8 protein-coding genes are annotated in these 10196 nt (G+C 70.9%); 3 read left to right on the forward strand and 5 right to left on the reverse strand.

What is annotated here, in order from left to right; all coding sequences use genetic code 11:
* Nucleotides 1-25: 25 nt before the first annotated feature.
* From VFV67_RS20205 to VFV67_RS20220, 4 genes are all read right to left on the reverse strand, one after another.
* Nucleotides 26-1297 carry a beta-ketoacyl-[acyl-carrier-protein] synthase family protein gene (locus VFV67_RS20205; RefSeq protein WP_326472109.1) on the reverse strand — a complete coding sequence of 424 codons (1272 nt, stop codon included), beginning with the start codon at nucleotides 1295-1297 and terminating at the stop codon, nucleotides 26-28.
* On the reverse strand, nucleotides 1294-1623 hold the full coding sequence (locus VFV67_RS20210; RefSeq protein ID WP_326472110.1) for a TcmI family type II polyketide cyclase: 330 nt from the start codon (nucleotides 1621-1623) through the stop codon (nucleotides 1294-1296). The genes VFV67_RS20205 and VFV67_RS20210 overlap by 4 nt, the downstream gene beginning before the upstream one ends.
* 124 nt (nucleotides 1624-1747) lie before the next feature.
* A complete protein-coding gene (locus VFV67_RS20215; protein WP_326472111.1) occupies nucleotides 1748-2431 on the reverse strand; it encodes a response regulator transcription factor in 684 nt (227 codons plus the stop codon).
* A 271-nt stretch (nucleotides 2432-2702) separates the two neighbouring features.
* Nucleotides 2703-5450, reverse strand: coding sequence for a LuxR C-terminal-related transcriptional regulator (locus tag VFV67_RS20220; RefSeq protein WP_326472112.1), 2748 nt, complete (start codon nucleotides 5448-5450; stop codon nucleotides 2703-2705).
* 396 nt (nucleotides 5451-5846) lie between these two features.
* Here VFV67_RS20220 and VFV67_RS20225 point away from each other — a divergent pair, with 396 nt between their 5' ends.
* Nucleotides 5847-6116: a hypothetical protein gene (locus VFV67_RS20225; RefSeq protein ID WP_326472113.1), complete on the forward strand. Its 270-nt coding sequence runs from the start codon at nucleotides 5847-5849 to the stop codon at nucleotides 6114-6116.
* A gap of 518 nt (nucleotides 6117-6634) precedes the next feature.
* Nucleotides 6635-6994: a tetratricopeptide repeat protein gene (locus VFV67_RS20230; RefSeq protein ID WP_326472115.1), complete on the forward strand. Its 360-nt coding sequence runs from the start codon at nucleotides 6635-6637 to the stop codon at nucleotides 6992-6994.
* Between the two features lie 798 nt (nucleotides 6995-7792).
* Here VFV67_RS20230 and VFV67_RS20235 read toward each other — a convergent pair.
* The gene (locus tag VFV67_RS20235) at nucleotides 7793-8989 is read right to left on the reverse strand and encodes a hypothetical protein (RefSeq protein WP_326472116.1); all 1197 of its coding nucleotides are present in this window, start codon (nucleotides 8987-8989) and stop codon (nucleotides 7793-7795) included.
* A 134-nt stretch (nucleotides 8990-9123) separates the two neighbouring features.
* Here VFV67_RS20235 and VFV67_RS20240 point away from each other — a divergent pair, with 134 nt between their 5' ends.
* A complete protein-coding gene (locus VFV67_RS20240; protein WP_326472117.1) occupies nucleotides 9124-10140 on the forward strand; it encodes a hypothetical protein in 1017 nt (338 codons plus the stop codon).
* The last annotated feature ends 56 nt before the right edge of the window (nucleotides 10141-10196 follow it).

The raw sequence follows: 10196 nt of genomic DNA on the forward strand, positions 1-10196 counted from the left end.
CTCGGTCCAGACACCGCCGGCCCGCTCATGGTTTGTTCCGGTGCGGGCGGGCGAGCACCATGGCGCTCTGAAACCCGCCGAACCCGCTGCCCACCGTGAGAACCGCGTCGACCCGGTGGTCCCGCGCGACGAGCGGCACGTAGTCCAGGTCGCATTCCGGGTCGGGGGTGTGCAGGTTCGCCGTCGGCGGAACCACGTTGTGCTCCATGGCAAGCGCGGACGCGGCGATCTCGATGGCACCGATCGCGCCGAGCGAGTGTCCGATCATCGACTTGATCGAGCTCACCGGGACCTGGTAGGCCCGCCGGCCGAGGCTCCGCTTGAACGCGGCCGTCTCGTGCCGGTCGTTCTGCCTGGTGCCCGAGCCGTGCGCGTTGACGTAGTCGACGTCCGCCGGGTTCAGCCTGGCCTCGGCGAGCGCGGCCCGGATCGCCTCGGCCAGCTCCGCGCCGTCGGGCCGCAGACCGGTCATGTGGTAGGCGTTGCCGCGGGTCGCGTACCCGGCCAACTCGGCGTAGACGTGGGCATCGCGCCGGCACGCGTGGTCCAGCTCCTCCAGGACGAGCACCGCCGCGCCCTCGCCGAGCACGAAGCCGTCGCGGGTGGCGTCGAACGGCCGGGATGCCCGCTCCGGGTGATCGTGCCGGGGTGTGGTCGCCTTGATGGCGTCGAAGCAGGCGGCGGTGATCGGCGAGATCGGGGCGTCGGTGGCGCCGGCCACGACCACGTCGGCCGAGCCCTCGCGGATCAGCTCCATGCCGTACCCGACCGAGTCGATGCCGGAGGTGCAGCCGGTGGACACCACGGTGCTCGGTCCCTCGGCGCCGACCGCCCAGGCCACCTCCGCGGCGAACGAGCTGGGCACGAGGTAGTCGTACAGATGCGGGACCGCGTACCGGTGGTCGACGAGATCGAGCCGGCCGCCGTCGCTGACGACCCCGTACTCCCGGTCGAGCGCCATCGTCGCGCCCACCGCACTGCCGATGCTGACCGCGATGCGGTGCGGGTCGAACGAACCGGGATCGATGCCGCTGTCGGCGACCGCACCGCGCGCGGCCACGACGGCGAACTGGGCGGCGCGGTCCATCCGCCGCACCTCCTGCGGGCCGAGCCCGTGTTCCGCGGGATCGAAGTCGATCTCGGCCGCGACCTGCGACCGGAACGGCAGCGGATCGAAGAAGGTGATCCGCCGGGTCGCCGGCCGGCCCTCGCTCAGGCGGGTCCAGAACCGCTTCGCGCCCACGCCGCCGGGAGCGAGCACCTCGATGCCGGTGACGGCGACTCGGCGGCCGGTCATGCCGACGCCGCCCAGTGGTAGAACCGGGTGGCCATCGCATCGGCCGGCGACCGCCAGGTCGCCGGGTCGTACGCCTCGATGAACGGCTTCAGGTCGTTGCTGATGCGCACGAAGCGGGGATCGGTCTTGGCCCGTTCGATCCGTTCCACGCCATTGTCGGTGTCAAATGTCTGCACGTGGAAGTACAAGCCCCGGTAAGTGAACAGCTGACGATTTCGGGTACCCATCAGTTGGGGCATCTCGGTGGCGTCGAAGTCGGCGAACAATCGGGCGACCGCCGAGCGGGAAGTGTCATCCATTCGAGCCACGATCAACGTGCTGTGCATGCCTACAAGCTTGCTGTAATCGCGCTGGAGAATACAAGAAGCGCGGTTTCAGGAGTACGTCAGATCTCGCGGCTGAATTCTGTCGGAATGGTCAGGAACCGGTCAGGTGGACGTCAGCGAAAGGTCAGCCGTGCCCGAACCGGAAGCCAACGCCGCGGGCGGTGATGATCCAACTGCTGGCGCCCAGCTTGCCGCGGACGCTGCTGACATGGGTGTCCAGGGTCCGGCGGGACCAGGAGTCGCCCCACACCTGCCGGATGAGCCGTTCCCGCGGGATCACCATGTCCGGGTGCGCGGCGAGCAGGTGCAGCAGGTCGAACTCCTTGCGGGTCAACTCGACGACCCGGTCGTCCACGGTCACCGTGCGGGAGGTCGGGTCGATCCGCAGCCGGCCGCGGACCAGCACCTTGGGCGCGCCGGATCGCGGCCCGGCCCGGCGCATCACCGCGGCCATGCGGGCCAGCAGCGCCCGGAAACCGTATGGCTTGACGACGAAGTCGTCCGCGCCGGCCTGCAGCGCGAGGATGAGATCAAGCTCGCCGTCCCGGGCGGTGACGGCGATGATCGGGACCTCGCTGGCCGAGCGGATCGCCCGGCACACCTCGAGGCCGTCCAGATCAGGCAGTTCGAAGTCGAGCAGCACCAGGTCGGAGTCGTCGTGCGCGCGCAGCGCCGCAATGCCCGTGTCGGCGGTGATGACCTCGTGGCCATGCCGGCGAATACCCGAGGCGAGCGATTCCGCCTCGGCCGAGGCGTTCGCCACGACCAGCACGCGCCAGCCGGTCGTCGACGATCTCGGCGCCGGCATCGGTAAGGACGCCGTCTTTTCGGCTATGCACGGATCCACCGCACGATTTTCCCGCACATGCATCGAATTCATCGCAAACCCCCTGCTCGCTCGAGTCGTTTCCGCAATGGTGGTTCCGCGAGCCGCTCGCGGACCCGTGTCCCTCATTCGGCGTAGCTGGTGGCCACGGTTCACATAAATGTGCTGTTGGGCGACTGTCGAAGTTTGCCCTCATCGCCGAGTGGTCAGCATCCGTGGAACCACCTAAGCATGACAGGCCGCCACCGATCGGTCACCCGTTGAGGCGCCGGGCCAGCGCGGTGCGGGACCGGACGTCGAGCTTCGGGAAGATGCGGGACAGGTGCGACTCGACGGTCCGGTGGCTGACGAACAGCCGCTCGGCGATCTCCTGGTTGCTGAGCCCGGCCGCGACCAGGTCGGCGACCTGCCGCTCGCGCGAGGTCAACACGTCGTCCGTGCGGTGCGGCGTCCGGCCCCGGCGGGACAGTTGGGCGGCGTGCCGGCGCCGGTCGCTGGTGATCGTCGACAGCAGCCAGTTCGCGGCACAGGAGGTGTAGCCGGAACTGGCCCGGCCGAACTCCTCGTGGCTGCGTTCGGCCAGACCGGCCCGGGCGAACGCGACCGCGGCCAGATGGTGTGCGCGGGCCTGCTCGATCGGCGCGGACACCACGGCGAACGTGGCCGCCGACCGCGTCGCCAGTGCCCCGGCCTCGTCGTGCCGGCCGGCCTGGGTCGCGACGTAACCCTGCGCGTGCACCGCCAGCCCGACCTCGTAGTCCAGGCCGGCGGACAGCGCGATGCGCTCCGCGTCCTGCGCCACCGCGCCGGCGGCCCCGACGCCACCGCGACCGGCAAGCGCGTGTGCCATCAGGACCAGGCGGATCACCGTGGCCGCCGGGTCGGCCGGCCACCGCACCCGTTCGCCGGTCAGCAGGTCGAGGCAGCGCTGCGGATCGCCCGCGGCGACATGGGCGACGGCGAGGTGCACCAGCCCGACCCGCCACCAGGTACGCGAACGCGGCCGGCCCGCGGCGTCGAGCCGGTTGGCGACGGCGATGGCCGCGGCCGGACCCGCGGTCCACAGCAACGGCAGGATCCGCACGGCGTCGGCCATCGCGCGGATCTCGGCGCTGCCGATCTGGTCCGCGGCGAGCCCGGCCTGCTCGAGCAGGTCGAGTGCGGCGGGCAGCTGTCCCAACCGGGTCTGCAACATCCCGTCCACGACGAGCAGGTACGGCAGCGCGCTGCTCTGCCCCGCCTGGTCGACCACCTCGTAGGCCCGCTCAAGGTGCCGGCCGGCGGAGGTGAAATCGCCCAGCCGGGTCTGGATCCAGGCCAGCGGGCCCAGGAGTTCGACGTGCGGGCGCAGGGTCACGTCGCTGACCGCGGAGACCAGGTGCGCGGCCTGCCGGGCGCGGATCCGGGCGAGGTCCGCGTGTCCGTCGGAGAACTCGGCCCATGCCTGCAACGCCCGCGCGGCGGCGCACAGCGCGGGCCGGTGGCCGTCGAGCAGCTCAAGGGCCCGGCGGGTGTGCTTCCGGACGGCCGCCGCGTGCTCCCGCAACGAGCCGAGCGCGGCGAGCTGGATCCGCAGCTTCCCCTCCACCATCGGATCCCGGGCCTGGAGCAACTCCGCGTCCAGCAGGGCCGAGGCGGTATCCAGGTCGCCGCGCAGCCGGGCGATCACCAGACCGAACGCCGCCGCCTGCGCCCGCAGCGGATGACCGTCCCGCAGCAGTTCCTGCACCACCGTCCAACTGCGATCCAACTCGCCGGCGAGCCCGAGGGCGCGCGCGTAGTGCAGCACGGCGGCGGGCCGCGCCTCGAGCAGCCGACTGGTCGGGGCCAGGATGCGCAGTGCGGTGCCGAGCCAGCGCACCGCCGTCCCCGGTGCCCGGTACACCACCGACTCCCCGGCGTCGAGCAGGAGCGCGGCCGCGGCCTCGTCGCCGTACCGGGCCGACCGTTCCACGTGGTGCGCGATCAGCGGCACCGGACTGTCGTGCGCACGCAGGTACTCCGCGGCGCGGGTGTGCGCGCCGGTCCGCCAGGCCGGACCGGCCGCGTCGTGCGCCGCGGCCCGGATCAACGGGTGGTGGAACCGGAACCAGGCGCCGTCCATGTCGCCGAGCCCCATGCCGCAGAGCTGATCCAGCGCGTCCGCGACGGCCGGCGCCGGCAGCTGCGCCACCTGCGCGACCAGGTCGACGGTCGCGTGATCGCCGATGACCGCGACCGCGTGCGCCACCCGTTTGCACGAGTCGGGCAGCACCGCCAGGTCCGCCACCAGCGTGTGCAGGATCTGCCGGGTCGACTCGTCGGCCCAGACCGCGCCCCGGTCGCCGCCGTCGCGGACCAGCTCGATGAGCGCCGTGTCGCGCAGCCGGGTCAGCATCTGCAGGTAGAGCGGGTTGCCGTGGCTGGCCCGCAGCAGCAGTCCGCGCCGGCGCCGGGAGACGCCCGGAACGAGGAGCCGCAGATCCGCCTCGCGGAGCGGGTCGAGGTGGATCCGCCACGTGCCGGGCCCGGCCCGGGTGATCGCATCGACGATCCGGACCGGTGTTCGCGCGCTGCGGAACGCGAGTACCAGCAACACCGGCGCCGGCGGTGGATTGCGGATCAGGTACTCGGTCAGCTCCAGCGACGGGTGATCGGCCCAGTGCAGGTCGTCGAGTACCAGGGCCACGCCGGTGCCGGCGCTGTCCATGAGTCTTCGGCGCACCCGCACGTAGTCCCGCACCCGGTCCCCCGGCTGGGTGGCGGTTCCGGTCAGCACGTCGAACCCGATCGCCCGCAGCGCGTTGACGAACAGTGCGAGCGGCACCTCCTGCTCGAACTGGGTCGCATGCCCGCGTCCGACAAGGAACCCCGAGGCGCCGGCCAGGCTGCCGGCCTCGGTCAGCAGCCTGGTCTTCCCGATGCCGGCCTCGCCGGAGACCTCCACCACCCCGAACCGGCCCGCCGCCACCCAGTCCAGCGCGCTGGATATCGCCTCGACGCACCCCGCACGCCCAACCAACGGCGCTGCGCACGATGCCAACACCCGGTCACCCCATCCGTTGCGAGCCAACACCAGCCGCGAACGGCGCACGTCCGACGATGCGGCCCACCCGTAAAACATCGGTAATGCCCCGGCTTGACATTCGGTGCGGTCCGTGCCGCCGCCGCCGAAGCTTGATCGGCAACGCATGCCGTTACGGTGCGGTCGGCTGGAGGGTCGATCCATGGGGGGCCGCCGTTGTCGGTGCGGCGATGGGGGTGCTTGCCGGTCATCTGCTGGCCGATCGCGTGGCCGGAGCGGTTACCGGGTGGTGACGGCCGTGCTCGGGGTGCTCGGGGCACGCGGCGGGCGCTGGTCGATCGCAGTGCGGAGGTCAAGGCCGGGTTGCGGGATCAGTTGGACGGTGCCGGGCAGGTGCCCGCGTACGTGGGCCGCGACATCGACGGCCGGGTGGACGACGCCGTGCGGGCCGGTGGGTTCGTGTTGCTCAGCGGTGAATCCACCGCGCGGAAGACCCGCCTCGCCTACGAGTCGGTGCGGCGCGTGCTGCCCGACCGCCGCTTGGTCGCGCCCGTGCCGCGCGAGTCCGTGCGGGCCATGGTGGAGACCGTCACCGACCGGCGGCACTGTGTGGTGTGGCTGGACCAGGTTCGGATCGCGGCACGGGGCCGGGCTCGAGGGTGAGCCGGGTGGCGCACCGCGCGCGAGGTGTTGCGGTTGGCTACCGAGATCCCGCTGCCGCGCCGGTGGAGCGCGCCGGAACTGGACCGGGCGAGCCGATCGACGGACCGGCGGGTGCGTGCCGCGTTGCGCCTGACCGACGTGTTCGGGCTCGCCGATCCGGTGCCGGTCACGCTGCTCGCCGAGCACTACCTCGCCGCCCGCGCTGGCGCGGGTGGCGTTCGGCAAGGCCGCGGGCGCGGAGGTACCCGGCGCGACCGCCGCGCTGGCCGAGGTGATCGGTTCCGGCGAGGAGCCGGCGCGCGCGGTCGCACTCGTCACCGAGGCGCTGACCGGCATGGCCACCGATGACCCGGGAACCTTGCCGTTGCGCGGAATGCTCGCCCGGTTCAGCCAGCGGACCGGCGAACCCGAGCTCGCCGAGCGGATGTTCGCCGAACGGGTCCGATCATCGCCAGACGCTGAGAGCGCGGCACATGCACGCCAGCTGGACAGGTCGACAGGGCGATCGGGCCCGCGCGGTGGAACTGTTCGCGGCACAGCTCGCGGATCGGATCCGGGTCAAGGGCCCGGGCCACCCGGGCGTGCTCAGCACCCGCTTCCAGATCGCGGTGTGGACGAGCAACGCCGGCGACCCGGTGCGCGCGATCGAGCTGTTCACCCAGCTGCTCGCCGACAGCATCCGGGTGCTCGGCGAACACCATCCGCACACCGTTGCCACCGGCTATCGACTCGGGCTGAGCGCGCGAGCCGCGGGCAGACTCGACCTGGCCGCCGAGCAGTTCGCCGTCACCCACGACGAATGGACGAACCGGTTCGGCCCGGACAGCCCCCAGGCGAGGAAAGCGGGCGAGCTGATCTACCGAATCAAGGCAGAGTGACCGCAACCCGTTGCGGTCGCATGATTTCGTGCCGACTGAGGAAGCAACCGGCCGTGTGCCGACGAGCCGGAGACCTGGCGTTCAGTCGGTGGAGCGGGTCTCGGTCCCGCGGCTCGACGGCTCGCGGAACAGGGTCTGCCTGGCCGGCTTGGCGTCGGTGGTCTGCTCGGGCCGGTCGGGCGACGTGTGGATGGTGGGATGGCTGAACTCGATGCTTGCGACGGTCGGGCCGCCCAGTGGCGTGGCTGTGGTAATGGCGAGTCTCCTCGTTGGTAGTGGGTGCCGATGCCTGAGCTTTCCAGGAACATGGCTTGGGGTCGAAGTACGTCCCGGTGCGACTGAAGACAGCAGCACGGGTCTGCGCCCGGACGGATGGTCCGTAGCCCCGATGGAGATGGTAACCACAGTACCCGGTCGGGCGGGAGTCTGCCGGTAGATTCTGTCGAGTCCGGTCGGCCGGGGCTGGATCCGGCCGAGGTGGGGTATGGTCGGCTTGTCGAGAGCATCTCGTATGCCGGTAGTCAAGCCGGCTTCGTTCTTGGCGCCAGATCCGGTCGGGGTTTGACCGGAGACGGGAGCGCCATCTTTGCCAGACCCGCGGACCCGTACCACTACCTCAACGGCCGTCATGGTCGGCGAGTAGCCTGAGCTGACACTCCAGCTCGAGCAAGAAGCCCAGGCCGCCCATCGTCAGGTATTGAGGCGGGGTCCTGCGATCCGTCGGCGTCACCCCGCCGGCCGGGTTGCCGGCACCGGCAGCCCGGCCACGGCGAAGGTCTTCACTCATATACCGCCGGGTCAGCCGTCGTAGCTGGCTTGTTCGACGGCGAAGACGTTGCGGTTGCCGGTGCCTTCCTGGAGGGTCCAGAGCAGGTCGGGGTTGGTGGTGTCTTCCCAGTAGGAGATGCTTTCGCCTGCGCTGACCCAGGAGTAGGTGGTCGGGCCGGCGGTGGGGGTCCAGTAGTAGAGCTGGCGCTGGCCGGAGGACATGTACCACCAGCGGCCGTTGTGCGAGGCGACGCCGTTGAGGTTGTACCAGGGGAGCTGGAGGGCCTGGGTGGCGGTCGTCGTCGCGGCGAACGTGGTCACGCCGGCGGCGAACGGGTAGCGGATGGCGCGCGGGGCGCGGTTGGGGTAGGCGGTGCAGCCCGACTGGCAGGTGTACTCGGTCATGACGATCGAGCGGCTGACCCGGTCCAGGGAGATGGTCGACCAGGCGAGGTTGGTGCCCGAGGTGGTGCTCGAGGTGATCGTGCCGATCTGGGGCAGGACGTAGGCGTAGTTGTGGGCGTAGTAGACGGTGGGTGACTGGCGGCCGATCTGGTCGGCGGTGCCGCCGGTGTTCGTCCGCAGGATCTTGCGCATGTCGAAGACCCGCATGCCGCGCCCGGTGTCGGCGACGTAGAGGTAGTCGCCGTACCACGAGACGCCGCCGGCGTGGATCGGGATGTCCTTGAAGTTCGGGGCGGCCGCGGTCCCGGTCGGTTCGACGAGCAGGATCTTGCGGTACTTGTTGGGATACGTGGCGTCCCAGTCGACCAGCGTGATCCGGCTGCGTTCCTGGCTGCCGCCGCACGCGTCCCTGGTGTACCAGCTGACCAGGACGAGCTGGTGGCCGTCGTAGTTGCCGCCGTTGGCCGTCCCCACCGCGTCGCGGCTGGTCGTGATGCCCTGCGGGAAGTTCTTGCAGTCGGAGTTGTCCGTGCCGTCGAACCGGAAACCGCCGACCAGTCCGCCGACGGAGAACGACGACGGGAGCGCGGTCCGGTCGTGGTTGGCGTTGTCCATCACGGTGTGCACCGCCGCGGTTCCCAGAATCGAGACGAGCGCGGTGTTCAGCGCGTCGAACTGGTTGTAGTTCGCGGTGAGCCGGTACTGGCCGGCGGGCAACGTGGTCGGCCCGGCGGCGGCGACCGCGGGTGCGGCGGCGGCGAGCAGGCCGGCGACGAGCGACCCGGCGGCGAGGCCGGCGATGACGCTGCGGCGTGCGGACATCACAACCCCCTGTGGTCGGAAATTCACCGCGCACTGTACACCTCGGTGAGATTTTGTCGAAAGGGTTGCGGTCAGTCACCGTCCAGTGCTCCCGCCGACGGTTGGGGGCGTCGCTGACCACGAGGAGGGGTCTGATGAGACGAGGAATACTGGGCGCGACGCTCGCGATCGGGATGGCAGGGATCCTGATCGCCGCGCCGGTTTCGGCCGTAGCCGGTCCGGATGGGCACACCGGCGCGGATCGGGCGCGACCGGAGCAGAGCTCCATCGTCGCGCTCAGCGCGGTCGAGCGGATCAGCCGCTCGGTGGCCGGGCCGGACGGCCGGCCACAGACCACGCAGGAGACGAACAAGCTGTACCGGGACGGCCAGGGCCGGACCCGGCTGGAGAGCGGATCGACGGTGACGATCACCGATCCGGTCGCGAAGACGACGGTGCGGCTCGACACCAAGACCGGGGTGTTCACCAGGTCGGCCGGCGCGCAGCGGCCGGACGCGGGCCAGGCGAGCCCGGCCACGGTGCAGCGGCAGCAGCTCAGCTCGGCGCCGCGCAGCCTTGGCACGGCCACGGTCGGCGGAGTGCGGGCCGAGGGCAGCGCGCGCACGGTGACGCTCAACCGGGACAACGCGAAACCGATCGCGTCGGAGGTCACGACCTGGCTGGCCAGGGACATTCAACTCGCCGTGCGGACCCAGGTCGTGGACGCGGCCGGCGCCCGGTACGAGAAGACCTACACCGACATCCGCACCGGAGTCTCGCTCGCCGCGGATCTGTTCACGGTGCCGGCCGGTTACCGTGCGGCCGATCCGACCGCGGTGGCTGCGGTCGACTGTCCGGTCGCCGTCGTACCCAACCCGTTGTTCATCGACAGCTTCGGCCCGTTCCTCGGTGCGGGTTTCCAAGCCGGGGTAACGGATTTCCCGAACGCCGCATGTCTGATCGTCAACAGCGCGGCCATCGTGGAGTCCCCGCTCTGGGCCGTTGACACCACACCGCTCGGGCTTCCGTTCTTCGAGTGGTTCTTCTTCGACACCGGCCTCCCGGTGCCGTTCCTTCCGTGGACCGCCTTCGGGGCCTCTTGTTATCAGGCCGCCAACCTCGAAGACACCACGGAGGCATGCGGTCTGGTCATTCTGACCGTCTGGCCCTGACCAGCCCCGACCTGTCGCGTCCGGCTGCCGGGTGCGGCCGAGGATTACGACGAATG

This window comes from Actinophytocola sp. (assembly GCF_035762905.1).
Lineage (GTDB): Bacteria > Actinomycetota > Actinomycetes > Mycobacteriales > Pseudonocardiaceae > DASYTH01.